24 protein-coding genes are annotated in these 25,619 nt (G+C 68.8%); 17 read left to right on the top strand and 7 right to left on the bottom strand.

The window, feature by feature from the left end; translation table 11 throughout:
* Positions 1-64: 64 nt before the first annotated feature.
* The 3 genes from ACO2RV_RS15665 to ACO2RV_RS15655 all read right to left on the bottom strand — a co-directional run bounded on the left by ACO2RV_RS15665 (position 65) and on the right by ACO2RV_RS15655 (position 3,206).
* A complete protein-coding gene (locus ACO2RV_RS15665; protein WP_423294604.1) occupies positions 65-586 on the bottom strand; it encodes a prolyl-tRNA synthetase associated domain-containing protein in 522 nt (173 codons plus the stop codon).
* A gap of 68 nt (positions 587-654) precedes the next feature.
* Positions 655-1,776 carry an alginate O-acetyltransferase AlgX-related protein gene (locus tag ACO2RV_RS15660; protein ID WP_423294602.1) on the bottom strand — a complete coding sequence of 374 codons (1,122 nt, stop codon included), beginning with the start codon at positions 1,774-1,776 and terminating at the stop codon, positions 655-657.
* A gap of 11 nt (positions 1,777-1,787) precedes the next feature.
* Positions 1,788-3,206 (bottom strand): MBOAT family O-acyltransferase, encoded by a 1,419-nt coding sequence (locus tag ACO2RV_RS15655; protein WP_423294600.1) that lies wholly within the window; start codon positions 3,204-3,206, stop codon positions 1,788-1,790.
* A 265-nt stretch (positions 3,207-3,471) separates the two neighbouring features.
* Between ACO2RV_RS15655 and ACO2RV_RS15650 the strand changes: the two genes are divergently transcribed.
* On the top strand, positions 3,472-4,275 hold the full coding sequence (locus ACO2RV_RS15650; protein WP_423294598.1) for a gamma-glutamyl-gamma-aminobutyrate hydrolase family protein: 804 nt from the start codon (positions 3,472-3,474) through the stop codon (positions 4,273-4,275).
* A gap of 3 nt (positions 4,276-4,278) precedes the next feature.
* Here ACO2RV_RS15650 and ACO2RV_RS15645 read toward each other — a convergent pair whose 3' ends face one another.
* On the bottom strand, positions 4,279-4,953 hold the full coding sequence (locus tag ACO2RV_RS15645) for a GntR family transcriptional regulator (protein ID WP_423294596.1): 675 nt from the start codon (positions 4,951-4,953) through the stop codon (positions 4,279-4,281).
* A gap of 127 nt (positions 4,954-5,080) precedes the next feature.
* Here ACO2RV_RS15645 and ACO2RV_RS15640 point away from each other — a divergent pair, with 127 nt between their 5' ends.
* Positions 5,081-5,308 (top strand): Trm112 family protein, encoded by a 228-nt coding sequence (locus ACO2RV_RS15640; protein ID WP_423294594.1) that lies wholly within the window; start codon positions 5,081-5,083, stop codon positions 5,306-5,308.
* Here ACO2RV_RS15640 and ACO2RV_RS15635 read toward each other — a convergent pair whose 3' ends face one another.
* Positions 5,309-6,541, bottom strand: coding sequence for a ubiquinone biosynthesis hydroxylase (locus ACO2RV_RS15635; RefSeq protein WP_423294592.1), 1,233 nt, complete (start codon positions 6,539-6,541; stop codon positions 5,309-5,311). It lies immediately after the preceding gene.
* Between the two features lie 148 nt (positions 6,542-6,689).
* On the opposite strand from ACO2RV_RS15635, the gene ACO2RV_RS15630 reads away from it, so the two are divergent.
* The 10 genes from ACO2RV_RS15630 (at position 6,690) to ACO2RV_RS15585 (ending at position 20,151) form a co-directional block, all read left to right on the top strand.
* Positions 6,690-7,550, top strand: coding sequence for an acyl-CoA thioesterase (locus tag ACO2RV_RS15630; protein ID WP_423294590.1), 861 nt, complete (start codon positions 6,690-6,692; stop codon positions 7,548-7,550).
* Positions 7,551-7,863: 313 nt separating this feature from the next.
* The gene (locus tag ACO2RV_RS15625) at positions 7,864-8,202 is read left to right on the top strand and encodes a P-II family nitrogen regulator (protein ID WP_423294588.1); all 339 of its coding nucleotides are present in this window, start codon (positions 7,864-7,866) and stop codon (positions 8,200-8,202) included.
* 51 nt (positions 8,203-8,253) lie between these two features.
* Entirely contained in the window at positions 8,254-9,618 is a 1,365-nt protein-coding gene (locus ACO2RV_RS15620; protein ID WP_423294586.1) for an ammonium transporter, read from the top strand.
* A gap of 316 nt (positions 9,619-9,934) precedes the next feature.
* Entirely contained in the window at positions 9,935-11,152 is a 1,218-nt protein-coding gene (locus ACO2RV_RS15615) for an aminotransferase class I/II-fold pyridoxal phosphate-dependent enzyme (RefSeq protein ID WP_423294684.1), read from the top strand.
* A gap of 130 nt (positions 11,153-11,282) precedes the next feature.
* Entirely contained in the window at positions 11,283-13,814 is a 2,532-nt protein-coding gene (locus tag ACO2RV_RS15610) for a DNA translocase FtsK (protein WP_423294682.1), read from the top strand.
* Positions 13,815-13,951: 137 nt separating this feature from the next.
* Entirely contained in the window at positions 13,952-14,668 is a 717-nt protein-coding gene (locus ACO2RV_RS15605) for a LolA family protein (protein WP_423294584.1), read from the top strand.
* A gap of 73 nt (positions 14,669-14,741) precedes the next feature.
* On the top strand, positions 14,742-15,560 hold the full coding sequence (locus ACO2RV_RS15600; protein ID WP_423294582.1) for an exodeoxyribonuclease III: 819 nt from the start codon (positions 14,742-14,744) through the stop codon (positions 15,558-15,560).
* Positions 15,561-15,643: 83 nt separating this feature from the next.
* Positions 15,644-15,856: an LPS translocon maturation chaperone LptM gene (gene lptM / locus ACO2RV_RS15595; RefSeq protein ID WP_423294580.1), complete on the top strand. Its 213-nt coding sequence runs from the start codon at positions 15,644-15,646 to the stop codon at positions 15,854-15,856.
* A 69-nt stretch (positions 15,857-15,925) separates the two neighbouring features.
* Positions 15,926-17,194, top strand: coding sequence for a diaminopimelate decarboxylase (gene lysA / locus ACO2RV_RS15590; protein ID WP_423294578.1), 1,269 nt, complete (start codon positions 15,926-15,928; stop codon positions 17,192-17,194).
* A 176-nt stretch (positions 17,195-17,370) separates the two neighbouring features.
* On the top strand, positions 17,371-20,151 hold the full coding sequence (locus ACO2RV_RS15585) for a TIGR02302 family protein (RefSeq protein ID WP_423294576.1): 2,781 nt from the start codon (positions 17,371-17,373) through the stop codon (positions 20,149-20,151).
* Positions 20,152-20,198: 47 nt separating this feature from the next.
* Here ACO2RV_RS15585 and hpt read toward each other — a convergent pair whose 3' ends face one another.
* On the bottom strand, positions 20,199-20,804 hold the full coding sequence (gene hpt / locus ACO2RV_RS15580; RefSeq protein WP_423294574.1) for a hypoxanthine phosphoribosyltransferase: 606 nt from the start codon (positions 20,802-20,804) through the stop codon (positions 20,199-20,201).
* A gap of 188 nt (positions 20,805-20,992) precedes the next feature.
* On the opposite strand from hpt, the gene ftsE reads away from it, so the two are divergent.
* From ftsE to ACO2RV_RS15560, 4 genes are all read left to right on the top strand, one after another.
* Positions 20,993-21,652, top strand: coding sequence for a cell division ATP-binding protein FtsE (ftsE, locus tag ACO2RV_RS15575; protein ID WP_423294572.1), 660 nt, complete (start codon positions 20,993-20,995; stop codon positions 21,650-21,652).
* A complete protein-coding gene (locus tag ACO2RV_RS15570) occupies positions 21,645-22,655 on the top strand; it encodes a cell division protein FtsX (protein ID WP_423294569.1) in 1,011 nt (336 codons plus the stop codon). Before ftsE ends, ACO2RV_RS15570 begins: the two co-directional genes overlap by 8 nt.
* A gap of 11 nt (positions 22,656-22,666) precedes the next feature.
* Entirely contained in the window at positions 22,667-23,350 is a 684-nt protein-coding gene (locus ACO2RV_RS15565) for a YdcF family protein (RefSeq protein WP_423294567.1), read from the top strand.
* A gap of 94 nt (positions 23,351-23,444) precedes the next feature.
* Positions 23,445-23,771 (top strand): hypothetical protein, encoded by a 327-nt coding sequence (locus ACO2RV_RS15560; RefSeq protein ID WP_423294565.1) that lies wholly within the window; start codon positions 23,445-23,447, stop codon positions 23,769-23,771.
* Positions 23,772-23,782: 11 nt separating this feature from the next.
* On the opposite strand, the gene ACO2RV_RS15555 is transcribed toward ACO2RV_RS15560, so the two are convergent.
* Positions 23,783-24,322 (bottom strand): gamma-glutamylcyclotransferase, encoded by a 540-nt coding sequence (locus ACO2RV_RS15555; RefSeq protein ID WP_423294563.1) that lies wholly within the window; start codon positions 24,320-24,322, stop codon positions 23,783-23,785.
* A 224-nt stretch (positions 24,323-24,546) separates the two neighbouring features.
* Between ACO2RV_RS15555 and ACO2RV_RS15550 the strand changes: the two genes are divergently transcribed.
* Positions 24,547-25,611 carry a DUF2125 domain-containing protein gene (locus ACO2RV_RS15550; protein WP_423294561.1) on the top strand — a complete coding sequence of 355 codons (1,065 nt, stop codon included), beginning with the start codon at positions 24,547-24,549 and terminating at the stop codon, positions 25,609-25,611.
* Positions 25,612-25,619: the final 8 nt, after the last annotated feature.

The following is a 25,619-nucleotide window of genomic DNA, read 5'->3' as shown; positions in this document are numbered from 1 at the left end:
CTCAAAGCCTATCTGCCGCCTAAAATGGTCGGTCGGGCCGCGAATGCAACCGTGGCGGTGCGGCTCACGCCTCTTCCACCGCGTCGGCGCGGCGCGGCACCGTCAGGATGAGCGGCTCGTGCCCGGTGGACTTCAGGAAACGCACGAGATCGTCCCGGCCGATCGCGGTGGTCGCCGTGTTGATCAGCGGATGGCAGTTGATCACCTCGTGCTGCATCAGCTCGGCGTCGAGCACGACGGTGACGCGACCGCCGGTGTCGTTCACCGGGCCGAAGGCGGTCACCGCGCCGGGCTTCACGCCGAGCACTTCCTCCAGCAGCTCCGCGCTGCCGAAGGAGAGCCGGCTCGCCGCGCCGAGCGGGCCGTGCAGGCTCTTGAGGTCCACCCGCGCCTCCTCCTCGACGACGACGAGGAAGAGGTTGCCCTTCTTGTCCTTGAGAAACAGGTTCTTGGTGTGCCCGCCGGGAATGTCGCCGCGAAGGCCCTGCGAATCCTCCACCGTGAACAGCGGGGGATGGGTGACGGTGCGCGTTTCGATGCCGAGCGCGTCGAGGCGGGCGAACAGGTCGTCGGAGGAAAGCGGCATGGGCGGTGGTCCTTTCGCGCGGGTTCTAATGCCGCCGCGCCGTCACCCGCAAGCTTTGCCTGCAAGCCTCAGTTGGCCGTCTCGGCCGCAGCCCAGTCGGGCACCCTGTCGGCGCAGGGGAACAGCCGTTCCGCCGCCTCGATGATCAGTATGTCCGGCTTGAAGCGCTGTACGGCACCGGTGCCGGCGCGGCAGAACAGGTGGTGCGTCCACACGAAGGCGGAGCTGCGATAGGCGAGATAGTCCTTCCAATGTCCGTAGGTGAAGGAATCGCCCAGCACCATGATGCGCGGGCCGGGATGGCCGGTCTCGAAGGCCAGCGGCTGGAAGGGGAATTGCGGCGAGTGCGCCGCCACCAGGCCGGGCAGCGGCACCAGTCTGTCGCCCGCTTTGACGGCGGGATTGAGGGGATAGAAGATGTCCGGCGGATCGGCCGTGACGGCGCCGAGGAGCCGCAGCAGGTCGCCGTCGAGTTTCGGTTCCGGCGGGGCGAGCGCGACGGCCGGATCGATTTCCAGCTCCGGCCGTCCGGCTGCCGCCATGGCGGCGTTGAAGCCGAGCAGCGCGCCGCGCTGGTTCCAGTGCGTGTCGTAGCGCCAGTAGACGCTGCTCTCCGCCTTCGCCGCCGTAAGCAGCGGGCGCAGGTCGGCATGGGCGATGCCGGCCTTGGCGAGGTCCGCATTGAGCAGGTCGTATTCGGTCGGCTGCTTCATCTGCCGGCGCACATAGTCCGGCAGCTTCTCATATTCGATGGTCTGCGCGTTCGGCGCGACGATGACGACGAGCTTGCCGCCCCAGGGCGCGATGACCTGCCGGAAGCCGTCGGCCCAGTTCACGAAGGCCTGGACCTTGGCGGGCCGCACCAGGTGGCCGATGGTCTGCTCCACCGCGTTCTCGCCGGTGTAGAACAGCGAACCGTCGGTGCCGCGCATGTAGTTCGGTCCGCGCGGGGCGCCGATGAAGCGCACATAGGCGCCATGGGCGGCGAGCACGGCGCCGCGGAAGCCGAAGGCGTTGTTGATGTAGGGATCCATCCGCTTGTTGGCCTCTTCCCACCAGCGCGCTTCCGGCGCCACCGTCGTGCGCATCGGCGCGGGCAGGTCGGGCAGGAAGTGGCCGATGGCGGGCAGGCAGAGCACAGCCACGAACAGAATGGCCCACCAGCGGCGAAAGGCGAGAAGCAGGGGCATCGCGACCTTCCTCAGAACCGGAAATACAGGAAGGGCGAGTAGGTCGCGGCGGCGACCGACAGGATGCACAGCGTATAGAGCAGCCCGACCACCAGCGTGTCCGAGGTCGCGTAGAGCAGGGACCGCACCTTCGCCGGCATCCAGCCCGCACGCGGCTGTGGCAGCCCGAACATGGCGAGCGGCCAGCCGATGATCATGACCAGTATGGTCATCGGGGCGAGCTGCGAGGACAGCTTCACCGACAATGGCCCCATGCCGTTCAGCCCGGCGAGGCTCTCGAACAGCGTCAGCGCCTCGTCGAGCCCGTTGGCGCGGAACCAGACCCAGCCGGAGAGCACCACCAGCAGTACATAGGCGCTGGACAGGGCGGGCGGGGCCGCCCTCAAAGCCGCGCCGAGGCGCGTGCGCTCCAGCACCAGGAAAGTGCCGTGATGGATGCCCCAGATGACGAAGGTCCAGCTGGCGCCGTGCCACAGGCCGCACAGCAGGAACACGGTCCACAGGTTCAGCGCGGTGTGCACATGGCCGCGCCGGTTGCCGCCGAGCGGGATGTAGACGTAGTCGCGGAACCAGCTGGACAGGCTCATGTGCCAGCGGCGCCAGAAATCGGTGATCGAGAGCGCGCCATAGGGCAGGTCGAAGTTGCGCGGGAACTTCAGGCCCATCGCCAAAGCGAGGCCGATCGCCATGTTGGAATAGCCGCCGAAGTCGAAATAGATCTGCAGCGCATAGGCGGCGACGCCGAGCCAGGCCTCGGCGAGGTTCGGCACCGCCGTCTCGTCGAACACGGTGGCGACGATGGGCGCCACCTGGTCGGCGATCAGCACCTTCCAGGACAGGCCGATGACGAAGATGCGCAGGCCCGCCGACACCCGGCCGAGCGTGGTGCGGCGCGTGCGGATGCGGTGCGCGATGGTGGAGTAGCGCACGATCGGGCCCGCGACCAGCTGCGGGAACATGGTGATGTAGACCGCGATCTCCTCGAACCGTCCGTTCGCCGCCGCCTTCCGGCGGTAGACGTCGACGAGATAGGAGATGGCGTGGAAGGTGAAGAAGGAGATGCCGAGCGGCAAAGCGGGATGCACCACCGGCAGCGCGAGCCCGGCCGGCGCCAGCAGCACATTCAGGTTCTCGGCAAGGAAGCCGGCATATTTGAAGGCGATGAGCCCGGCGAGGTTCGCCGCCACGGCGAGGCCGAGCACCTTCAGGCGCCACGATTCGCGCTGGCGCTGGATCAGCAGCGCGAAGCCGTAATTGGCGAGGATCGACACGGCCAGCACGGCGACGTTCGCCAGCCCGCCCCAGGCGTAGAAAACCAGCGAGAAAGCCAGCAGAACGAGGTTCTTGGCCCGCACGCCCGGCATGGCGAAATAGGAGATCAGGAATGCCGGCAGGAAGTAGAAGAGGAATGTGACGGACGAAAAAACCATGAAAACCCTGCAGGCAGATGGCTTGAAGCCGTCGGCATGAAGGCGGCTTTCTGCCACGTTCGGAAATAATTTGAAATGTTCCATGTCATACGCCGCGCGCTCAATTTCGCGAGACGCGCCGGGCTTTGCCGCGCGCGCAGCCCCCGCCATGCGTCCTGCGCCGATCCGCCGCGATCCCGGCGCAGCCGATCCGGCGACGCGAGACGTTGACAGGCGGGCCCTGCCGATCCCACATCGGGGAACCGGGTTTCAGGATCGAGACATCATGCGTCCAGTCATCGGCGTGATCAGCGACGTCAAGGCGAGCGGCGGCCATGTCGTTCATGGCGTCACCGAGAAGTACATCTACGCAGTCGCGCGCGGCGCGCAGGCCATGCCGGTGCTGGTGCCGGGCACCATCTCGGCGGTCGACGCCGCCATGGCGCCGGAGCGGCTGGTGGTGGAGGAGGTGCTCGACGCCGTCGACGCCATCTTCCTGCCGGGCAGCCCGTCCAATGTCGGCCCGCAGCATTATGGCGACCTGCCGCACGATCCGCCGCTGCCGGCCGATCCGCATCGCGACGACATCTCGCTGCCGCTGATCAAGGCGGCGCTGGAGCGCGGCGTGCCGATCTTCGGCGTCTGCCGCGGCTTCCAGGAGATGAATGTCGCGCTCGGCGGCACGCTGTTCCAGAAGCTCTACCAGCAGCCCGGCCGCTTCGACCATCGCGAGGATTCGAGCCTCGATATCGAGGGTCAGTACGCACCGGCGCACGATGTGGCGCTGGAGCCGGGCGGCCTCCTGGAGAGCCTGGCCGGCGCGCCGACATGGCGGGTCAATTCGCTGCACGGGCAGGGCATCGCCACGCTGGCCCCCGGTCTTGCCGTCGAGGCGCGGGCGCAGGACGGCACCATCGAGGCGTTCCGCGTGCCGGATGCGCCGGGCTTCAACCTGGCCATCCAGTGGCATCCGGAATGGCGCTTCTGGGAGGACCGGCTGTCGACCGGCGTGTTCACTGCCTTCGGCGCGGCCGCACGCCTCGCCGCCGAGCGCCGTCGCGGCGGTCCCAGGCTCAAGGCGGTGGGCTGAGCCTCAGCCCAGCTGCGCCCTGAGATGGCCGATGCCGTCGCGAATGTCGGCCTCGATGGCGCGCCTGAGGCCGTCCTCGTCGCCCGCCTCCAGCGCCGCCAGTGCCTCGGCATGGCGGTCGACCGGGTAGTGCTGCTCAAGGTCGGCCAGCGCCATGCGCATGAACGGGCCGATTTGCAGCCAGACCGATTCGATCAGCGGCAGCAGGACGTTGTCCTTGCGCCCGCCATAGAGCGCGGCGTGGAAGGCGAGGTTGGTCTCGATCGTCGCCTCGGTGTCGTTGGCCTCCACCGCCGCGTCGGAGGCGCGGTTGAGCGCGTCGAGCCGGCCGCGGAAGGCGGAATCGGCGTAGGGCAGGGCACGGGCGGCGGCCTCGCATTCCAGCAGCGTGCGCGCGGTCACCAGTTCGTCGAAGCGCCGCGCCGTCATCTCCGGCACGCGGACGCGGCGATTGTCGAGCAGCACCAGCGCCCGCTCCGCCACCAGCCGGCGCAGTGCCTCGCGCACCGGCATGGCGGAGACACCGAGCGCTTCGGCGAGGCCGCGTATGGTCACCGCCTGCCCCGGCGGGAAGCGTCCGCTCATCACCGAGCGCCGCAGCTGGCGGAACACCCATTGCTGCACGGTCTCGCCATGCAGGCGCGGTTCGGTGACGAGGTCGAGCGGGGAAGCGTCCATGCGTTTCGATTCGTTGTGCGATGACGTGAGCAAGGATGACGTGAGACTGTCAGCTCGCTGCGCTATATAGCCCAAATCGCCGCGGATCATCCCTCCGTCCGGCGCGAGAAGGAGTTGGTGACCCGCCATGGCCGAGAAGACCCCGCACGCCGCCGCCCGTTCCGGCTACGAGCTCGATCCCAAGCTCCTGGAGATTCTTGTCTGCCCGGTGACCAAGGGGGCGCTGGAATATGATCGGGGCGCCCGCGAGCTGGTCTCCCGCGCGGCGCGCCTCGCCTATCCCATCCGCGACGGCATCCCGATCATGCTGGCCGACGAAGCCCGCCAGCTGACCGAGGAAGAACTCGCGCGCTGATCACAGCGCTTCCCCGCGCAACAGGCGCGGGGCCGCCCCGGCAATGCCGGCGGCGTCGCGGATGAAGAACGATTTCAGCCGCGGCAGCCGCTCCACCAGCCCGAGCCCGACATCGCGGACGAGCCGCGCCACATCCGCGCGCACGCCGAACAGGCGGTTCAGCCCGTCGGTCGCCGCTCCCATGGTCAGCGTGTCGAAGCGGCGCCAGCGCTGGTAGCGCTCCAGCACGTCCGGCCCGCCAATGTCGAGCCCGAGCCGGGCGGCGTCGGTCACCGCCTCGGCCAATGCCGCGACGTCGCGCAGGCCCATATTGATGCCCTGGCCCGCGATGGGGTGGATGGTGTGGGCCGCGTCGCCAACCAGCGCGAAGCGGTCCGCCACGAAGGCGCGCGCCATCTGGAAGCCGAGCGGGAACGCCTTCGGCTCGTCGAGAATCTCGATCGCGCCCAGTTCCAGCCCGAAGCGGCGCTCCAGCTCGTCCTGCAGCAGGATGCGCGGCAGGCGCAAAAGGCTCTTTGCCGTCTCGGTTGGTTCGGTCCACACCACGCAGGAACGGTTGCCGGTCAGCGGCAGCATGGCGAACGGCCCTCCGGGGAGGAAATGCTCGATCGCCTTGCCCTCGTGCGGGCGCTCATGGCCGACGGTGAGCATGATGGCGGACTGGTGATAGGACCAGCCGACCACGCCGATGCCGGCAAGCGCGCGCAGCTTCGAACGGCCGCCGTCGCAGGCGCACAGCAGCCGGGCGGTGATCTCGCTGCCGTCACTGAGGCTGATCCGCGTCGAGGCGGGTCCTGCCGCGAAGGTGGTGATGCCGGCCGGCAGCAGCGCGATGCCGCGCGCGCGGGCGAGGTCGGTCATCGCGTCCTGCAGCGCCGCGTTCGGCACCATATGGGCGAAGGGCTCCCCCGGCGCGACCTCGCCGTCGAAGGACAGGAACACCGGCCGCGCGGCATCGCCCAGCTTCGAATCGGTGATCTCCATGGCGAGCATGGGCTGCGCGTCCCGCGCCACGCGTTCCCACACGCCGAGCGCCTCGAACAGCCGTCGCCCGCCGGCGGCGAAGGCGGAGGCGCGGATATCGGTGCTGCGCGCGTCAGGCACGGCGAAGGCGGGGTCGGCGATCGCGATGCGGGCGCCGTCGCCCAGCCCCTGGCGCAAGGCCAGCGCCAGCGGCAGCCCGGCCAGCCCGCCGCCGGCGACGACCACGTCATAAGGCGCGCTTGTCGGCATGGCTTCGACCCCTTCTCAGCGGCGCATCGGTTGGGCGCCAAATCTGTTTCCGGCACATTGTGCGGGCGCCATCATATGCCTTAGCTACGAGCGGGGGACAATGAGCGCGCGCGGGTCTGCCCTGCGCGCGCCGGGGAGCCGGAACGACATGTCGACCGTGGCCGAACTCGTGGATCTGCTGGATCTGGAAACGCTGGACGACAATCTGTTCCGTGGCCGGAACCCACCCGAATCGTGGCCGTTCCGCACCCGCGTCTTCGGCGGGCAGGTGCTGGCGCAGGCGCTGGTGGCGGCGCAGCGCACCGTCGACATCGCCGCCCATTCCATGCACGCCTATTTCCTGCTGGCGGGCGACCCCAGCGTGCCGATCCTCTACGAGGTGGAGCGCGTGCGCGACGGACGCAGCTTCGCCACGCGGCGCACCGTCGCCATCCAGCATGGCCGGCCGATCTTCATCATGTCGGTATCCTTCCATCGCGAGGAGCCCGGCCTCGACCACCAGCTCGACCTTGAAGTCGACGTGCCGGCGCCCGAGGACGTGCCGGGCCTGGCCGCGCTCGCCGCCGACGTGCTCGCCGCGCTGCCGGCGCCGGTGCGCGACTACTGGCTGCGGCCGCGTCCCATCGAGCTCAAGCCGATCGGGCTCGGCGAGCGCCACAGCGTGCCGCGCCGCATGGTGTGGTTCCGTGCTGCCGACACATTGCCGGATGCGCCGGAACTGCACCGCGCCGTGCTTGCCTATGCCACCGACATGACGCTCCTGGAGGCCACCACGGTGGTGCACGGCACCAGCGTGCTCGGTACCCGCATCCAGGCGGCCAGCCTCGACCATGCGCTGTGGCTGCATCGCCCGTTCCGCGCCGATGACTGGCTGCTCTATGTCCAGGACAGCCCCAGCGCCTCCGGCGCGCGCGGCCTCGCCCGCGGGCTGATCTACGACCGGCGGCGCCGGCTCATCGCTTCCGTGGCGCAGGAGGGGCTGATCCGCCCCGTGGCCGAACCCGTTTGAAGGGGCTGCCTAATAATTAATCTGCCTGTGTCAGATTTTAGGCGGGTCGTAAGGTTGCCATATTGCGCCGATCAAGAATTGTGCAGAGGATGTAACGCTTCGGTGACCTCTTTTGCGCCGGCTCGCTATGCGCCCGGCGCGCAGAAGCACGGTTGGCGGGTCGCAAATCCTTTTCCCGACTGGGTTGGCACGCGAATTGATTCCTTCCGCCCGGCTTGACCGAAGGGTTTACGAAAAATCCGCCTGGCCGAGTCCGACATGAAACGCCCAAGGCCCGCTGTGTGGGGTCTGGGGCCAAGCGGGGACAGGAACCATGAAGATCGTCATGGCTATCATCAAGCCTTTCAAGCTTGAGGAAGTCCGGGATGCGCTCACCGGCATCGGTGTGCACGGACTGACCGTCACGGAGGTCAAGGGCTATGGTCGCCAGAAGGGCCATACCGAGATCTATCGCGGCGCCGAATATGCGGTGAGCTTCCTGCCGAAGCTCAAGATCGAGGTCGCCGTTGCCTCCGATCAGGTGACCAAGGTCATCGACGCCATCACGACCTCGGCGAAGACCGGCCAGATCGGCGACGGCAAGATCTTTGTCTACGCGATCGACCAGGCGGTGCGCATCCGCACCGGCGAAACCGACGCCGACGCGCTCTGAGCCAGCACCCTCGATCCCGATATTTTCCGATTGCGACGGAGCATTGAACCCATGACGATTAAGAACTGGATGCGCACGGGCCTTCCCGTGCTGGCGGTGACGGGGCTGATCGCAGCCGCCGCTCTCGCCCAGGACGCGCCGCAGACCGGCGCCGTGGCGACCGCCGAGGCCGCGGCCGACGCGGTGACCGTGGACAAGGGCGACATCACCTGGATGATGATCTCGTCCATCCTGGTGCTGTTCATGACCGTGCCGGGCCTGGCCCTGTTCTATGGCGGCCTCGTGCGCGCCAAGAACATGCTGTCGGTGCTGATGCAGGTCACCGTCATCGCCGCCGTGATGATGCTGCTGTGGGTGTTCTACGGCTACTCGCTCTCCTTCACCGCCGGCAACGCCTTCATCGGCGGCTTCGAGAAGGCCTTCCTCGCCGGCGTCGGCACGGACAGCCTGGCCGACACCTTCTCGAAGGGCGTGAAGATTCCCGAATACATCTTCATCGTCTTCCAGATGACCTTCTCGGCCATCACCCCGGCCCTCATCATCGGCGCCTTCGCCGAGCGCATGAAGTTCTCGGCCATCGTGCTGTTCTCGATCCTGTGGGTGACCTTCATCTACTACCCGATCGCGCACATGGTGTGGTTCTCGGAAGGCCTGCTGTTCGCAATGGGCGCGCTCGATTTCGCCGGCGGCACCGTGGTGCACATCAATGCGGGTATCGCCGGCCTCGTCGGCTGCATCATCATCGGCAAGCGCACGGGTTACGGCAAGGAACTGATGCCGCCCCACTCGCTGCCCTTCGCGATGGTCGGCGCCAGCGTCCTGTGGGTCGGCTGGTTCGGCTTCAACGCCGGCTCCAACCTCGAAGCCAATGCCGGCACCACGCTCGCCGTGATCAACACCTTCGTCGCCACCGCCGGCGCGATCGTGGGCTGGTCGCTCATCGAATGGCTGGCCAAGGGCAAGCCGAGCATGCTGGGCGCCATCTCGGGCATGGTCGCGGGTCTCGTTGCCATCACCCCGGCGGCCGGTCTGTCCGGTCCGCTCGGCGCGATCGTGCTGGGCTTCGTCGCCGCCATCGTCTGCTTCTTCTTCTGCACAACCGTGAAGAACGCTCTGGGCTATGACGACAGCCTCGACGTGTTCGGCGTGCACGGCGTCGGCGGCATCATCGGCGCCATCGGCACCGGTATCGTCGTCGCTCCGGCCCTCGGCGGCCCGGGCATCGCCGACTACGAGATGGGTCACCAGGTGTGGGTGCAGATCCAGGCCGTGCTGACCACCCTGGTGTGGGGCGGCGTCGGTTCGGCGATCCTCTACTACATCGTCAACATCATCATCGGGCTGCGCCCGTCGGTGGAGAAGGAGCGCGAGGGTCTCGACATCGTCGAGCACGGCGAGCGCGCCTATCACAGCTGATCGATCCTGCGCCGGCGCGGCGGAACTCCGTTCTTCCGCGCCGGTCACCGCCTTCCAGCAGCCTCCCGCTGCCTTCTCGAACCCCGGCCTCGCGCCGGGGTTCTTTTTGTTTGGGGACACGCCTCGCGCCAGCTGTCGTGCCCTTGGCCAAATCCCCGCCTGCGCGCAGATCCCCGCCTGCACGCCTCGCCTTTTCCGCGCCATGGTTAAGGGCGCCTTTACCGCAGGCCCTCTAGAGTTAAGGCGAGGGCCGCATTCCGTGGCCTGCGGCGAGACATTTTCCGTGCCTGATCGCGCTTTGAAGAACGACACCCGAATGGCGCCCGCGCCGGCAGTCGATGCCGGTCCGGCCGCCCGTTCGCCCTTCGTGCGCCTGAACGAACTGCTCGCCGGCGTCACGCCCGCCAAGCCGGCACTCAGCCTTGCGGTGGGCGAGCCGCGCCATGCGGCGCCCGGCTTTGTGGGTGATGTGCTGGCGGCCCATCTCGACGGCTTCGGCCGCTATCCCGCCGGCAAGGGCCTGCCGGAATTCCGCCGCGCCGCCGCCGACTGGTTCACCCGCCGCTACGCGCTCCCTCGCCCGCTCGACGCGGAGCGCGAGGTGCTGGTGCTCAACGGATCGCGCGAGGGCCTGTTCTTCGCCGCCCTCATGGCGCGCCGGCTGATCTCGCCGCGCAAGCAGTCCCTGCTGCGCGACCATGCCCCCGCCGTGCTGCTCCCCAACCCGTTCTATGCCGCCTATGGCGCCGGCGCCGACGCCGCCGGCTGCGAGAGCGTCGCCCTGCCGCTGGCCGGGGACGGCAGTTTCCTGCCGGATCTCGATGCGCTCGACGGCGCACTGCTCGACCGCACCGTCGCCATCTATTTCGCCTCGCCGGCCAATCCGCAGGGCGCCATCGCGCCGCGCGCCTATCTCGAACGCCTCGTCGCCCTCGCCCGCTTCCACGAGGTGATGATCCTTTCCGACGAGTGCTATTCGGAGATCTGGCTCGGGGACGAGCCGCCGACCGGCATTCTCGAGGTGGCCGGCGGCGACTATGCCAATGTGGTGGCGTTCAACTCGCTGTCGAAGCGCTCGAGCTTGCCCGGCCTGCGCTGCGGCTTCTGCGCCGGCGACGCGCGCTTCATGGAAGCCTTCGCCGAATTCCGCAACGTGGCCGCGCCGCAGGTGCCCGAGCCGCTGCAGCATGTCGGCATCGCCGCGCTGGGCGACGAGGCGCATGTGATCGCCAGCCGTGAGCTCTATCGCGCCAAGTTCGACATCGCCGACCGCGTGCTCGAGGGCCATTTCGGCTATCGCCGGCCCGATGGCGGCTTCTTCCTCTGGCTGAACGTCGCTTCCGTCGGCGGCGGCGAAGCGGCCGCGCTCCGGCTGTGGGAGCGTGAGGGGCTGCGTACCGTGCCGGGCGGCTATCTGTGCCGCGGTGAGCCGGACGGCCGCAATCCGGGACAGGACTATCTGCGCATCGCGCTCGTGCAGGATCTCGCCACCACGGAGGCGGCCCTGCCGCGTCTCGTGGCCGGCTTGTCCTGACATTTCGGGGGCAGGGAATATGGGCCGGCAGACACAGACCACGATGCGGGCGCCGCGCCTGGCGGCCGATCCGGTGCGCACCCCGCCGCGCGCGGCGCGTGCCGCCGGAGCGCTGCCGGCCGGTAGCGAGATGCGGGCCGCTGCCTCCTCGGGACGGACGCCGGCCAAGCGCCGGCGGACTGGCGGTCTTCTGCCGGAGGAACTGAAGGGCGCGCTCGGGCGACGGGCAGAGGAGGGCATCGGCCTCGCCGTGCTGGTGCTCACGGGCCTGATGCTGGTGGCGCTGGCGAGCTGGTCGGCCAATGATCCCAGCCTCTCGCGCTCGAGCGCCGCGGCGCCGTCCAACCTGCTCGGGCTGCCGGGTGCCGCCATCGCCGATCTGCTGATGCAGCTGTTCGGCATCGCTGCGCTTGCCGTGGTGCTGCCGATCGGCGTCTGGGGCTGGCTGACGCTGACCCATCGCCGGCCGAGGCGCGTGCGGGCCCGGCTGATCGCCGGCGTCGCCGGCGTCGTCTTCACGGCGGGGCTTGCCGCCTGCCTGCCCAATTTCGGCGCCTGGCCCCTGCCCGTCGGCCTCGGCGGCGTGCTCGGCGAGGGCGTGCTGGCGGTGCCGGATGCGTTGCGCTCGACCTGGCTCGGTTCGTTCGATTACGCGGTGGTTGGCGCGCTGTGCCTGTTCGGCGCCGTGCTGACCCTGCCGATCGCGCTCGGCATGGGATTGAGGAGCCCCGCTTCCGAGATGTCCGACGTCGCGGGTGTCGATATCGAGGATGATGAACCCGGCCGCGTCGCGTTCATCATGGGCATGCTCACGCACGCCTTCTTCTCGCTGCGGGCGCGGTTCGCGTCGGGCGCGCCACTTCGCGCCCGCTCCCTGCGCCCGCGCCCGCGCCTGGTGGCCCGGCTGCGCGGCATGCTGCGCGACGACGAGGATGACGACCTGCTGGACCGCTCCGGTCGGATGGAGCCGAATTTCGGCGGCCGCGACGACGACGAGGACTTCGATGCCGCCGGCTTTGCCAGCGACGACGCTCCCTTCGACGAGCCCGAGGAGGCGCCCGCGCCGCCGCCGGTGCGCGAGAACCGCCGGCCGCCGCTGCGCTCGATCCGGGGCGGGCGCGCCGCGCTGGAGGAACAGCGCCGCCGCTACATGCTGCCCAGCCTCGACCTGCTGTCGCCGCCGCCGCCACGCACCGGGCCGGCGCTGCCCAAGGATGCGCTCGACCAGAATGCGCGCGATCTCGAAGGTGTGCTGGACGATTTCGGCGTCCGCGGCGCCATCGTCAATGCCCGGCCCGGTCCGGTGGTGACGCTCTACGAGCTGGAGCCGGCACCCGGCATCAAGTCGAGCCGCGTCATCGGCCTTGCCGACGACATCGCCCGCTCGATGAGCGCCATCTCGGCGCGCGTCGCGGTGATCCCGGGCAAGAACGCCATCGGCATCGAGCTGCCCAACCCCAAGCGCGACAAGGTGCTGCTGCGCGAAATCCTCGTCGCCAAGGATTTCGGCGAGGCGGCCCACAAGCTCGCCATTGCGCTCGGCAAGACCATCGGCGGCGAGCCCGTCATCGTCGACCTCGCCCGCATGCCGCACCTCTTGGTCGCGGGTACCACCGGCTCGGGCAAGTCGGTCGCCATCAACACCATGATCCTGTCGCTGCTCTACCGGCACAAGCCGGAGCAGTGCCGGCTGATCATGATCGACCCGAAGATGCTGGAACTCTCCGTCTATGACGGCATCCCGCACCTCCTCACCCCCGTCGTCACCGACCCGAAGAAGGCGGTCGTCGCCCTCAAATGGGCGGTGCGGGAGATGGAGGAGCGCTACAAGAAGATGTCGAAGGTCGGCGTGCGCAATATTGACGGCTTCAATGCCCGCGTCGCCGAGGCCATCGCCAAGGGCGAGCAGATCGTGCGCACGGTGCAGACCGGCTTCGACAAGGAGACCGGCGAGGCGATCTATGAGCGCGAGGAGATGGACCTCTCGCCGATCCCCTACATCGTCATCGTCGTCGACGAGATGGCGGACCTGATGATGGTGGCGGGCAAGGACATCGAGGGCGCCATCCAGCGCCTCGCGCAGATGGCCCGCGCCGCCGGCATCCACCTGATCATGGCCACCCAGCGCCCGAGCGTCGACGTCATCACCGGCACCATCAAGGCGAACTTCCCCACCCGCATCTCCTTCCAGGTGACCTCGAAGATCGACAGCCGCACCATTCTCGGCGAGATGGGTGCCGAACAACTGCTGGGCCAGGGCGACATGCTCTACATGGCCGGCGGTGGGCGCATCTCCCGCGTGCACGGCCCCTTCGTCTCCGACCAGGAGGTCGAGCGCGTCGTCGAGCACCTGAAATCGCAGGGCGCCCCCGCCTATCTCGAGGAGGTCACGGCCGATCTCGAGGGTGAGGACGGAGCGGTGTTCGACAAGGGGGCGCTCGGCGGCGGTGAAGAGGGCGGCGATCTCTATTCGCAGGCGGTCGCGGTGGTGATGCGCGACAAGAAGTGCTCCACCTCCTACATCCAGCGCCGCCTGCAGATCGGCTATAACCGTGCCGCCTCGCTGGTGGAGCGCATGGAGAAGGAGGGCCTCGTCGGCCCGGCCAACCATGCCGGCAAGCGCGAGATCCTGACCGAGACCGATGGCGGCGACAGCTACTGAGCTGACGTCGCGTTAACGCAGTTGCGCGCGGGGGCGACACAGGATCGCCACAGCGCGGCGTTAGCTGCCATGATCGAAGCCGAGATTCGCCTAGGGCGGCGCCGACAGCCGCCCGACGCCGCGCCACGAGAGGCCCCATGCGCCATCTGATCGCCACCTGCGCCGCTTCGCTTTTGCTCGCCACCAGCGTGGCGAGTTCGTTCGCGCAGGTGCCGCCCCCGCCGTTCTCGCCGCCGAAGAAGCCCGCCGCCGCGGCGCAGGCTCCGGCTGCGGTGCAGACCCCTGCCGCCGACCCGAAGATCCAGATGGCCGCCTCGTCCGGCCAGCGCGCCGCCGCCGCCACGGTCCAGCGCATCAACGACTACTTCAACAGCTTCAAGGCGATGACCGGCAATTTCGTGCAGGTCGATCCCGACGGCACCCGGCGCGAGGGCGATTTCTACCTGCTCAAGCCCGGCCGCGTGCTGTTCGAATACGCCCCGCCCAGCCCGATCGAACTGGTCGCCGATGGCCGCTCGGTTGCCGTGCGCGACAAGCGGCTGAAGACGCAGGACATCACCCCGCTTTCGGCGACGCCGCTTCGCTTCCTGCTGTCGGAGGATATGGACCTGGCCCGCAACGCCAACGTGACCGGGGTCTACCAGGACGACATCTTCGCCACGGTGGTGATCGAGGAGAAACAGCCCATGGTCGGCACCTACCGGCTGATGATCATGTTCGACGCCAAGACCATGCAGCTCAAGCAGTGGACCGTGACGGACCCGCAGGGCTACGACACCACGGTCGCGCTCTCCAACCTGAACACCGGCGAGCGTCCCGACCCGATGCTGTTCGTCATCAACCGCGACAAGTGAGAAGGGCTGGATTCGGCGCCGACATGCTCTAGGGTCGCGTCTCCCTGATACCCCCTTCACAGGTTTCCCGCCCTTGCCGCTGACCATCGCCACCTGGAACATCAACTCGGTGCGCCTGCGCATCGAGCTCGTCGGAAAGCTCGCGGCCGAGCTCCAGCCCGACGTCATCTGCCTGCAGGAGACCAAGACGCCGGACGACCGCTTTCCGCTGAAGGATGCGGCGAAGTTCGGCTATCCGCATGCCGCGATCCATGGCCAGAAGGGCTATCATGGCGTCGCCATCCTCTCGAAGCGGCCCTTCGAGGCGGTGAGCCGGCAGGGCTTCTGCGACATGGGCGATGCGCGCCACATCTCGGTTGTGCTCGGGCGCGAGGCCGGTCTCGAAGCGCCGCTGACCATCCATAATTTCTATATCCCGGCCGGCGGCGACATTCCCGATCCCGCGCTGAACGAGAAGTTCCGGCACAAGCTGGCCTTTCTCGATGAGGCCACCGCCTGGGAGCATCTTCATCCGCAGGACCCGGCGGCGCGCTCGGTGCTGGTCGGCGACCTCAACATCGCCCCGCTCGAGGCCGATGTGTGGAGCCACAAGCAGTTGCTCGATGTCGTGAGCCACACCCCGATCGAGGTTTCGAAGCTCGGCCTTCTGCAGGCAGCGGGCAACTGGGTCGACGTGATGCGCAACTTCGTTCCGCCACAGGAAAAGCTCTACACCTGGTGGAGTTACCGCGCCGCCGACTGGGAGGCGTCCAATCGCGGGCGCCGGCTCGACCATGTCTGGGCGACCCCGGCCTTGGCGCCGACCGCGCGCGCCATGACCGTGCTGCGCGAGGCGCGCAGCTGGGAACGCCCGTCCGACCACGTGCCCGTGGTGGTCACGTTCGACGCGTAACGTATTGGCCGGCCTATCGCGTTTCGCCGCGCCCCGTTATAGGTTGCGCTCACGCATCGACAGACGAAGCCGAGGAAATCTCCTTGTCCCGCCGAAATCCCGTCCGCACCTCCCGAAATCTCGCCGTCGCCCTCGTGCTCGGCAGTGCGTTGGCGCTTGCGGGCTGCGGCGTCAAAGGTCCGCTGGAGCCGCCGCCGAATTCGCCAATGGGGCAGCCCGGTCCGGACGGCAAGAAACCGAAGGACACCGGCCCGATCCGGCCGAAGACGCCCTTCATCCTCGACGGCCTGCTCTGAGCGGCGCTTCGCGCCCGGACTGCCGCCGCACGGCCTTCGCCGGAAGGCCCGCGCCAAAAGGCTCACGTCATGCATCACTTCGCTTATCGCGACGGCATCCTCCATGCGGAGGACGTCAGCGTCGCCGACATCGCCCGTGAGGTCGGCACGCCCTTCTATGCCTATTCGACCGCGACGCTGGAACGGCACCATCGCGTGTTCACCGAAGCCTTCGAGGGCATGAACACGACGCTGTGCTACGCGCTGAAGGCCAATTCCAACCAGGCGGTCATCCGCACCTTCGCCAGGCTGGGCGCTGGGGCGGACATCGTTTCCGGCGGGGAGCTGAAGCGGGCTCTGGCGGCGGGGGTTGAGCCGCACAAGATCGTGTTCTCCGGCGTCGGCAAGACGCGCGAGGAAATGGCGGCCGCGCTCGACGCCGGCATCGGCTGCTTCAATGTCGAGAGCGAGCCGGAACTCTTGACGCTGTCGGAGGTGGCGGTGAGCCACGGGGTCGCCGCGCCGGTCTCGATCCGCGTCAATCCCGATGTCGACGCCAAGACCCACCACAAGATCTCCACCGGCAAGTCGGAGAACAAGTTCGGCATCCCGGTGTCGCGCGCGCGGGAAGTCTACGCTCATGCCGCCTCGCTGCCGGGCATCCGCATCACCGGCATCGACATGCATATCGGCAGCCAGATCACCGATCTCGGGCCGTTCGACAACGCGACGGCGCTGCTGGTGGATCTCGCGCGCGACCTGATGGCGGACGGCCACAAGCTGACGCATCTCGATCTCGGCGGCGGGCTTGGCGTGCCCTATGTCGCCGGCGAGCCCGAGCCGCCGCTTCCCTCCGCCTATGCGGCGCTGGTGAAGCGGCACACGCATAATCTCGGCCTCGGTCTGGTGTTCGAGATCGGCCGCATGCTGGTGGCCAATGCCGGCATCCTTGTCGCCCGCGTGCTCTATGTGAAGGAAGGCGAGGGCAAGAGCTTCGTCATCGTCGATGCGGCGATGAACGACCTCATCCGCCCCACGCTCTACGACGCCCATCACGAAATTTTGCCCGTGCGGCAGCCGACCTCCGCGCAGGGGCAGATCGTCGCGGATGTCGTCGGTCCGGTGTGTGAATCCGGCGATTTCCTGGCGCTCGGGCGGCACCTGCCGACGCTGCGCGCGGGCGATCTCGTCGCGGTGATGACGGCGGGCGCCTATGGTGCGGTGCAGGCCTCGACCTACAACACCCGCCCGCTGATCCCGGAAGTGCTGGTGAAGGGCCGCGAATTCGCCGTTGTGCGTCCGCGCGTCGATGCCGATGCGCTGATCGCGCTTGACCGGGTTCCCGGCTGGCTCGGCTGACGCGCGGGCCTCTGACCTCCGCCATATTTCCGGCTTCCCGGTCATCACAATGTGCTGATTGCTTGGGCGCGCCCATTTGTGCGGCAGGGGTGGCGCTGAAGGTTCGCCATGTTAAGGTGACGTTGGGGCGAAAGATCGGGGCTGGTGTAGAGGCGATCCGTCGGAGGCTTGAACGCGTGACGGCGACACCGGACGGCAATCAGGACAGCGGAACGGGCGAAACGCGCCCGGGTGCCGACACCAAGGTCCGTGGTCTCAACCAGGCCGAACGCCGCATGTACGCGGCGCAGCAGCGGGCCTGGGCGGCGCTGATGTGGGAGCGCGCCTGGCCGGCGATTGCGGCGGTCGGCGCGGCTGTCGGGATCTTCCTCATCGTCTCCTGGCTCGGCCTCTGGCTCGCGCTGCCGCCCTATGGCCGGATCGTCGGCCTCGTCCTGTTCCTGGGATTGCTCGTCGTCGCGCTGCTGCCGGCGCTGCGCATCCGTACGCCGTCGCCGGGCGAGACGCTTTCACGCCTCGACGCCCAGAGCCGCCTGCCGCACCGGCCCGTCACCGCGCTGGCCGACCAGATCGCCAGCCGCCCCGATGATCCGGTGGGCGCCGCGCTGTGGCGCGCCCATGTCGCGCGTGCTGCCTCGCAGATCGGCCAGCTCAAGGCCGGGCTGCCCTCGCCGCGCCTCGCCGCCATCGACCGCAAGGCCTTGCGCGCGCTCGTGCTGCTCGGCGTCATCGCCACCTTCTTCATGGTGCCGGGCGATCATCTGCGCCGCATCGGTGCGGCCTTCGACTGGCATACCCTTGTGCCGCCCGCGCCCTATCGGGTCGACGCCTGGGTCACGCCGCCCGGCTACACCTCGCGTCCCCCGGTCATGCTGCCGGGCCTGCGCTCGCAGGAGACGGCGCAGAGTGGTGCCGTCGCCCAGCCGGCGGAAGCGGCGGGCGCACCCAGCTTCGATGCCGCCGCGCTCTCCGTGCCGGCGGGAAGCGAGCTCGTGGTGCGCATCACCGGGCTCGCCGACGCCAAGCTGACGCTCGATGGCGGGGTTGCGGTGGTCGAGGAGAAGAAGGACGAGATCGCGGAAGGCGCGGCGCCGGCTCCCGCGCCGCCCTCTTCCGCGCCGTCGCCTGCCGCCGCGCGCGAGAAGGCCGCCGGAGAGGAGCGCCGCTATGTGATCGGCGCCGATGGCTCGGCCCGCGTCGAGGCACCGGACGGGCGCAGCGTCGCCTGGCATTTCCGCGCCCAGCCCGATGGGCCGCCGACCATCGAATTGACCAAGGAACCGCAGGCCTCCGGCCGGACGGCGCTGGCACTGAGCTACAAGGCCGAGGACGATTACGGCGTTCTCGGCGCCGAGGCGACCTTCGTTGCCGTGCCGCCGCCTGCGCCGCTCTTCGCCTTGAAGAATGCGCCGCCCAAGCCTCCTGCGCGTCCGCTGGTCGAGGCGCCGAACTTCCCGCTGCCCTTGTCGGGCGGCCGGGGCAGGGCGGCGACCGGGCAGACCACCAAGGACCTGACCGAGAGCCCCTGGGCCGGCACCCGCGTGACGATGACGCTGGTCGCGCGCGACGAGGCCGGGCAGACCGGCTCCTCGCGCCCGCGCAGCTTCGTCCTGCCGGCGCGGCAATTCTCCAATCCGCTGGCCCGCGCGCTGATCGAGCAGCGCCGGCTGCTGGCGCTTGATGTCAATGAGCGCGGGCAGGTCGAGGCCGCGCTGGATGCGCTTGCCATCGCGCCGGAGAAATTTACCCCCGATCCCTCGCATTATATGGGCCTGCGCAGCGCCTATTGGCGGCTGGCCAATGCGCGCAGCGACGAGGACCTGCGCGGTGTCGTCGCTTATCTCTGGGAGATCGCCATCCGCATCGAGGACGGCGACATGTCGGATGTCGAGAAGCGGCTGCGCGACGCCCAGCAGGCGTTGCAGAACGCGCTCGACAACGGTGCCAGCGATGAGGAGATCAAGCGACTGGCGCAGGAACTGCGCGAGGCGATGCAGGACTTCATGAAGGCGCTGGCGGAGCAGGCCCAGCGCAACGGCCAGCAGGCCGACAACAACCAGCCGATGGACCCGAACACCCGGACCGTGCGCCCGCAGGACCTGCAGAAGATGCTCGATCGCATCGAGGACATGGCCCGCAACGGCGCGCGCGATGCGGCGAAGCAGATGCTGAGCGAGTTGCAGAACATGCTCAACGGCCTGCAGGCCGGCCGCCAGCAGCAGCGCCGGCAGGGCCAGAGCCAGATGTCGCAGGCGATGGACCAGCTCGGCGACATGATCCGCCGTCAGCAGCAGCTGCGCGACCGCACCTTCCGCGAGGGCCGTGAGGGCCAGCAGCAGGAAGGCCAGCAGGACCAGGCCTTCAACGAGCTGAAGCAGAATCAGGAACAGCTGCGCGAACAGCTCAAGCAGCTGCGGGACAAGATGCAGGCCATGCGTGGCCAGCAGGGACAACAAGGACAGCAGGGACAACAAGGACAGCAGGGTCAGCAAGGCCAACAGGGCCAGCAGGGGCAGAACGGCCAGGGCCAGCAAGGTCAGCAGGGTCAGGGCGGCATGCCCGGCGATGGCGGCCTCGGCCAGGCCGAGCAGGCCATGCGCGAGGCCGAGCAGGCGCTCGGCGAGGGCGACGGCACCGGCGCGGTCGATGCCCAGAGCGAGGCCCTACAGGCGCTGCGCAAGGGCGCCCAGCAGATGGCCGAGGCGATGCAGCAGCAGGAAGGCCAGCAGGGCGAGGGTCCCGGCGGGCCGTCCGGCGAGACCGCCGAGCGCAACGACCCGCTCGGCCGGCCGCTGCGCTCGCGCGACTATGGCGACGACGTCACCGTGAAGGTGCCGGACGAGATGGACATGCAGCGCGCCCGCCGCGTGCTGGAGGAACTGCGCCGCCGCTTCGGCGAGCCGGAACGCCCGCGCCTCGAACTCGACTATCTGGAGCGCCTGTTGCGCGACTTCTGAGCGGGCGGGCGATCCGCTTCCCGCTCGCCCGTGCGATTGCCGATCGCTCAGCCTTCCGCGTCCGGGATGTAGCCGATGAAGGGCAGCTGCCGGAACGCATGCGACACGTCCATGCCGTAGCCGACGACGAAATAGTCGGGGCATTTGAAGCCGACGAAATCGGCGTCGATCTGCACCGCCCGCTTGTGCGGCTTCTCCAGCAGCACGCAGACCAGCACCCGCCGGGCGCCGCGTGCGGCGAGCAGGTCCTTGGCGAAGGCCAGCGTCCGGCCGGATTCCAGAATGTCGTCGATCAGCAGCACGTCGCGCCCGCGCACATCGGTGTCGATGTCGCGCAGCACGGCGACCTGACCGGAGGACACCCGCGCATCGCGATAGCTCGACAGGGTGATGAACTCGACCTCCGGGGCGAGGCCAGCCTCGTGCATGGCGCGGATGAGGTCGGCGGCAAACACGAAGCTGCCCTTGAGCACGGCGATGACGACCATCTTCTCCGGTTTGGCGGCGACGATCTCCTCGACCAGTTCCTTGTTGCGCACCGCTATGGTGGGTGCGTCGAACAGCACCTCGACATGCGGCGCCGACTGCGGCGCCGTGCCGGACACGTCTTCGGTTTCGGTGGCTGCGGTGCTCTCGTTGGTCGGCTGCGTCATCACTATCCTCGTCTGCGATCGTGCCCTTAAGGATGGACGCGCGGATGGCGCCCGTCCAGCTACACCGTGTCGAGCATTGATACGCGCCGTCTGATCGATGTGGGTTCAGCCGGGTCCATGCGGCTGTGCTAGGAAGGGCGGGGATGAGAATCATTGCCGGACGGGCCGGCGCACGAGGGACGTGAGAGTTGGTTCGCTTCGAGAATGTGGGGCTGCGTTACGGCATGGGGCCGGAAGTGCTGCGCGATGTCACCTTCGGCATTCCGCCGCATTCCTTCCAGTTCCTCACCGGCCCTTCCGGCGCGGGCAAGACGACGCTGCTGCGGCTGCTGTTCCTGTCGCTGCGTCCGACGCGCGGCCTCATCAACATTTTCGGCCGCGATGCCGCCAAACTCGCGCCCGATGAAACGGCGGCGCTGCGCCAGCGCATCGGCATCGTGTTCCAGGATTTCCGCTTGCTCGACCACCTCACGACTTATGAGAATGTCGCGCTGCCGCTGCGCGTGCAGGAGCGCGAGGAGGCGACCTACCGGGCCGAGGTGACGGAGCTGCTGCAATGGGTCGGGCTGGGCGAGCGCATGCATGTGCTGCCGCCCGTGCTCTCGGGCGGTGAGAAGCAGCGCGCGGCCATCGCCCGCGCCCTCATCTCGCGCCCCGAGATCCTGCTTGCCGACGAGCCGACGGGCAATGTCGATCCGGGCCTTGCGCGCCGGCTGATGCGGCTGTTCCTCGAACTGCACAAGACTGGCACCTCGGTGCTGATCGCCACGCATGATATCGGGTTGATGGACCAGTTCGATGCGCGCCGGCTCGTGCTCAACCAGGGGCGGCTGACCGTCTATGACTGAGAGCCGACCGAAGGGACACAATCCGCTCACCCGGCTCATCGCGCGGGCGCGCGGCCATGTCCGGCACGAGAGCGGTTATCATGAACACGAGGCGGAGGGGCGGGTGCTCGCGCCCTCGCGGCGCACCATCGTGCCGAGCGCCACCGTGACCGGCAACGCGCTGATCGCCGTCGTGGCGATCATGACCTTCCTTGCCGGCATCACCATCGGCAGCGTCGCCGCCGTGCGGACGGTCGCCGCCGACTGGAGCGCCGACATCGCCCGCGAAACCACCATACAGATCAAGCCGGGCGACGGGCTCGATGTCCGCTCGGCGCTCGACCGCGCGGTGCTGGTGGCGCGCACGGTGCCGGGGGTCGAGGAGGCGCGCGTGATGGACGAGCGCGAGACGGCGGCCCTGCTGGAGCCGTGGCTCGGCTCCGGCGTCGACGTGGCCAATCTGCCGGTTCCCCGCCTCGTGGTGGTGAAGCTCGCCCCGACGTCCCGCGCGAGCACGCTCGAGGCGTTGCGCACGGCGTTGGCGTCGCAGGTTCCCTCCGCCAATCTCGACGATCATCGCCAATGGTCCGAACGCCTGTCCTCGACGGCGCGTGCGGTCGTCGCCATCGGGCTCGCGGTGCTGGGGCTGGTGGCGGCCGCCACGGTGCTGTCGGTGGTGTTCGCCACCCGCGCGGCGGTCGATGCCGGACGCTCGATCGTCGAGGTGCTGCATTTCGTCGGCGCGCGCGATTCCTTCATCGCCGCCGAATTCCAGCATCATTTCCTTGCCGTCGGCCTCAAGGGCGGACTGATCGGCGGCGGCGCGGCGATGGCGCTGTTCTTCCTCGGGGCCACCTTGCCGGGCTGGCTCGGATGGGGCGGCAGCGGCGACACGCTGGTCGGTGCCGTCGCGCTCGATGCGCGCGGCTATGGCGGCATTGCCGGCGTCGCGGTGCTGGTCGCGCTGGTGACGGCGATCACCTCGCGCATGACGGTCTATCGCACGCTACGCAGCATCAGCTAGGCTCGAGTCCCGTGTCCGCACTCTTCTCGCCCGAACCCGCTTCCACCCCGCCGCCGGCGCGCCCGAGGCGGCGCCTGCTGCCATGGGCTGCGGGTGTCGCGGTTCTCGCTTTGGCGCTGTTCCTGGCCGGCTTCTGCCTGTTCGTGGCCGCGGTCGACAGGCAGTCGATCCAGGCTGTCGAGCCGGCGGACGGCATCGTGGTGCTGACCGGCGCGCCCGAGCGCATCGCGGACGCTACGGACCTGCTGATTGCCCAGCGGGGCAAGCGACTGCTCATCACCGGCGTCCACCCGGACACGACGCTGAGCGAGATCAGCCGTACCGTGCCGGCGACGCGGGAGGCGCTGGAGTGCTGCGTCGAACTTGGCCGGTCGGCGCTCAATACCCGTGGCAATGCCATCGAAACGGCCGCCTGGGCGCATGCGCTGGGTTTCCGCTCGCTCATCGTCGTGACCTCGGCATGGCACATGCCGCGCGCGCTGGTGGAGTTGCGCCGGGCCATGCCCGATATCGTGCTGGTGCCTTATCCGGTGGTGGCAAAGAGCGTCCGCGATCCGAACTGGCGGGCACGGTTGGCGTCGGCACGGCTGCTGCTCGGCGAGTATGTGAAGTTCCTCGCCGCCTATGTCGGCGTCCGGCCCTGGCCGTCACTGACCTCGCAGACCGAGGGCACGCGCAAGGCGGGAGCCTCCTGAAGCCGCGCCGGCGTGGCGGGAACCTTCGGCGCGGTCGCGGATTCCCCCTGTGAAAGGCATTGACGCCATTCGCGGATGTTCTAGGTTTGTTCCCATGATGACACGCGATCTCATACAGGGCGATTCGCTGACCGATGCCGGTCCGCTCAGCGCGGCGGACGGGCTCCTCGCACGCCGCTTCCGGCTGTGGCGCGGATCCGACGGGCGTCGGCAGGTCTTCTCGGTCTATGCCGCCGACGACGCGCCGGATTATCCGGACGCGGTGGCGATGGCGGTGCGCACCGAAGGCGGGCGCCGCGTGCCGCTATGGACCGGCCCGGCCGGCGCCAAGGCCCGCGCTGCGGCACGCGCGGTCGGGGCGCAGGAGATCCATCTGCGCATCCTGCCCGAGACCGACAGCGGATCGCTCGTGCCGTACTGACGGCCACTTTCCTAGAGGTGCTCGACCAGCCACTGCATCTCGGCATCCTTGATGCCGAGCTCGGCGAGGTGGCGGGTGGTGGCGGTGACGTAGTCGGCATTGGGTCCGCCGATGCCGTGGCCCTGGCGGATCAGATGCAGCCTGTCCTCGCGCGTCAGGCTGCCGGCATATTGCGCGTGGCCGCGATCGACCGTGAACACCACGGCCGGCACGGTGCGCTGGCTGCCGTCGCGCAGCCAGACCCGGCGTACCGCTTCACGATAGATGTTGGTGACCTGCTCGCGTTCGCGCAGATAGCGGAGAGTCGCCGCGGCCTTGTCCGGTGCCACGCGGAAGGTGACGCCGATGCAGGCGCCGCCCTGGTCGAGCCCGAGCACGAGGCCCGGCCTCTCCGGCGTGCCGCGCCAGTGCACGGACCTGACGCAGAGCGAGCGATGCGCGCCGACCAGCTTGCCGGCGACGCGCTCCTCATAGTCGAAACCGGGATTCCACATCAGCGAACCGTAGCCGAAGATCCAGAGTTCGTCGGCAGGGGCGGAGGCGGGAGTCATGTGTCGAGGCTCGGCATCGAAGGTGGCGCGTGCGGCGAGTAAACCGTCGCTCGCGGCGAGACTATGGCGTAAGAGGGGGCGAGGAACCAGCCGGCAAACTTTTGCGCCGGCCGCGTGCCACACGCACGCCGCACCGGTATCGCAGGGTACTTGCCGCCTCTGCCGGGCGTCTTCCGTCGGCGGCCTGCCGCGCACGGGAAATTCTGTCTGCAAGGAGTTAGTCGATGAGCCTGCCCGATGCGCCGATCGAGCCCCCGCCGCACGCGAGCGAAACGACACGCAGGGGATCGCGTCCCTGGCTGATCGCGCTGCCCGCGGCGGTGATCGTGCTCGCCGCGATCGGTTGGACGGGCGCCTGGTACTACGCCTCGGCGCGGGCGACCGCCGAGATCGACGCCTGGATCGCGGCCGAGGCCGGCAAGGGGCGGGCCTGGAACTGCGCGGATCGGCAGCTTGGCGGCTTTCCCTTCCGCTTCGAGCTGATCTGCACCGCTCCGACGCTTTCTTTCGCCGGCACCGGCGAGTGGAAGGCGAGTGCGGCGCGTGCCCATGCGGTGGCGCAGGTCTGGAATCCGCAGCACATCATCGCCGAGTTCGAGGGACCGGCCCGCCTGACCGAGGTCGCCACCGGGCGCGAGCTGGTGGCGAACTGGTCGCTCTTGCAGGTCAGCGGCGTGGGTTCTGGCGGCGAACTCGATCGCCTGTCCTGGGTGTCGAACGACTACACGCTGGCCGAGAGCGGTACGACGGTATTTTCCGCGCGGCACACGGAACTGCATATCCGCCGCACGCCGGATGCCGCGCCAGGCACTTTCGACATTGCGGGCGGGGCCAAGGGGGCGACCGGCGTCGCCACTGGGGTGACCGGCGCAGGGGTCGACAGCGAGTTCGAGGCGACGGTCAGCGGTATTCCCGCGTTCCGCCCCATGCCGCTCAATGAGCGCCTGCAACTCTGGCAGGCCGCCGGTGGCCGGGTGAAGTTGCTGGAGGCATCCGTCTCCGGCGGCGGTGGCGCGCTGGGGGCGACCGGCGAGATCGGCCTCGATGCGGCACGCCGGCCGGACGGTGTGATCAATCTCTCGCTCGCCAATGCACCGGCGCTGATGAAGTCGCTCGCCGGCGCCGGGCTGATGCCGGAATTCCTGGTGAACCTGGCCCCGGCAATGATGGCCGTCGGCATGCCCGGCACGCTGAATGGCGGCCCGGCCAACATGTTCCCGTTCGTGTTCCGCGACGGGCGCGTCGCGCTCGGCGTGCTGCCGCTCGGCAAGATCGGGCCGCTCTACTGAGCGGCCCT

Origin of the sequence: Ancylobacter sp. VNQ12 (genome assembly GCF_049445835.1) — a bacterium.
In the GTDB taxonomy this organism is placed as follows: domain Bacteria; phylum Pseudomonadota; class Alphaproteobacteria; order Rhizobiales; family Xanthobacteraceae; genus Ancylobacter.
Note: the sequence above shows the minus strand (reverse complement) of the source record. Positions and strands in the feature narration are given on the sequence as shown.

Coding starts and splice junctions, on each gene's coding strand:
- ACO2RV_RS15665 (WP_423294604.1), bottom strand. CDS start 586: ATGCCGCTTTCCTCCGACGACCTGTTCGCCCGCCTCGACGCGCTCGGC.
- ACO2RV_RS15660 (WP_423294602.1), bottom strand. CDS start 1,776: ATGCCCCTGCTTCTCGCCTTTCGCCGCTGGTGGGCCATTCTGTTCGTG.
- ACO2RV_RS15655 (WP_423294600.1), bottom strand. CDS start 3,206: ATGGTTTTTTCGTCCGTCACATTCCTCTTCTACTTCCTGCCGGCATTC.
- ACO2RV_RS15650 (WP_423294598.1), top strand. CDS start 3,472: ATGCGTCCAGTCATCGGCGTGATCAGCGACGTCAAGGCGAGCGGCGGC.
- ACO2RV_RS15645 (WP_423294596.1), bottom strand. CDS start 4,953: ATGGACGCTTCCCCGCTCGACCTCGTCACCGAACCGCGCCTGCATGGC.
- ACO2RV_RS15640 (WP_423294594.1), top strand. CDS start 5,081: ATGGCCGAGAAGACCCCGCACGCCGCCGCCCGTTCCGGCTACGAGCTC.
- ACO2RV_RS15635 (WP_423294592.1), bottom strand. CDS start 6,541: ATGCCGACAAGCGCGCCTTATGACGTGGTCGTCGCCGGCGGCGGGCTG.
- ACO2RV_RS15630 (WP_423294590.1), top strand. CDS start 6,690: ATGTCGACCGTGGCCGAACTCGTGGATCTGCTGGATCTGGAAACGCTG.
- ACO2RV_RS15625 (WP_423294588.1), top strand. CDS start 7,864: ATGAAGATCGTCATGGCTATCATCAAGCCTTTCAAGCTTGAGGAAGTC.
- ACO2RV_RS15620 (WP_423294586.1), top strand. CDS start 8,254: ATGACGATTAAGAACTGGATGCGCACGGGCCTTCCCGTGCTGGCGGTG.
- ACO2RV_RS15615 (WP_423294684.1), top strand. CDS start 9,935: ATGGCGCCCGCGCCGGCAGTCGATGCCGGTCCGGCCGCCCGTTCGCCC.
- ACO2RV_RS15610 (WP_423294682.1), top strand. CDS start 11,283: ATGCGGGCCGCTGCCTCCTCGGGACGGACGCCGGCCAAGCGCCGGCGG.
- ACO2RV_RS15605 (WP_423294584.1), top strand. CDS start 13,952: ATGCGCCATCTGATCGCCACCTGCGCCGCTTCGCTTTTGCTCGCCACC.
- lysA (WP_423294578.1), top strand. CDS start 15,926: ATGCATCACTTCGCTTATCGCGACGGCATCCTCCATGCGGAGGACGTC.
- hpt (WP_423294574.1), bottom strand. CDS start 20,804: ATGACGCAGCCGACCAACGAGAGCACCGCAGCCACCGAAACCGAAGAC.
- ACO2RV_RS15570 (WP_423294569.1), top strand. CDS start 21,645: ATGACTGAGAGCCGACCGAAGGGACACAATCCGCTCACCCGGCTCATC.
- ACO2RV_RS15560 (WP_423294565.1), top strand. CDS start 23,445: ATGATGACACGCGATCTCATACAGGGCGATTCGCTGACCGATGCCGGT.
- ACO2RV_RS15555 (WP_423294563.1), bottom strand. CDS start 24,322: ATGACTCCCGCCTCCGCCCCTGCCGACGAACTCTGGATCTTCGGCTAC.
- ACO2RV_RS15550 (WP_423294561.1), top strand. CDS start 24,547: ATGAGCCTGCCCGATGCGCCGATCGAGCCCCCGCCGCACGCGAGCGAA.